Source organism: Desulfofundulus thermobenzoicus, assembly GCF_009428905.1.
Taxonomy (GTDB): Bacteria; Bacillota; Desulfotomaculia; order Desulfotomaculales; family Desulfovirgulaceae; genus Desulfofundulus_A; species Desulfofundulus_A thermobenzoicus.
This window is the reverse complement of sequence record NZ_WHYR01000198.1, coordinates 1-442: the sequence shown is the minus strand read 5'-3', so window position 1 is coordinate 442 and position 442 is coordinate 1. Positions and strand designations below refer to the sequence as shown.

Sequence of the window (442 nt, the reverse complement as noted above, 5' to 3'; positions counted from 1 at the left end):
GTCCGGCATCCCGGGCTACATCCTGCCCCTGGTGGTGCTGATCGAGATCATCTCGTTCTTCTCCCGCCCGATCAGCCTCAGCGTTCGTCTGTTCGCCAACATGCTGGCCGGACACATCACGCTGAAGGTGTTCGCGGGCTTCGTCACGATGCTGAGCGGCGCGCTCGGCGCCGCCGGCCTTCTGGTCGGCGTGCTGCCGCTGCTGCTCGCGGTCGCAATCACCGGACTCGAATTCCTGGTGGCTTTCCTCCAGGCCTACGTGTTCACGATCCTGACCTGCATCTACCTCAACGACGCGATCCATCCCGGCCACTAACCGGCGCGGACAAGCCGGCGGCCAAGGGTCAAGACCCTCAGATCCGCCTCAACCTTTTACGAACGAACGCCTCAAGGAGCATTTTCCATGGAAGAGATGGGCAAGTACATCGGCGCTGGTCTCGCG

1 protein-coding gene is annotated in these 442 nt (G+C 62.7%); it reads left to right on the top strand.

The window, feature by feature from the left end; genetic code table 11:
- A partial coding sequence (gene atpB / locus GFC01_RS18210) for a F0F1 ATP synthase subunit A (protein WP_152948517.1) occupies nucleotides 1-316 on the top strand: 316 nt, incomplete at its 5' end.
- Between the last annotated feature and the right edge of the window lie 126 nt (nucleotides 317-442).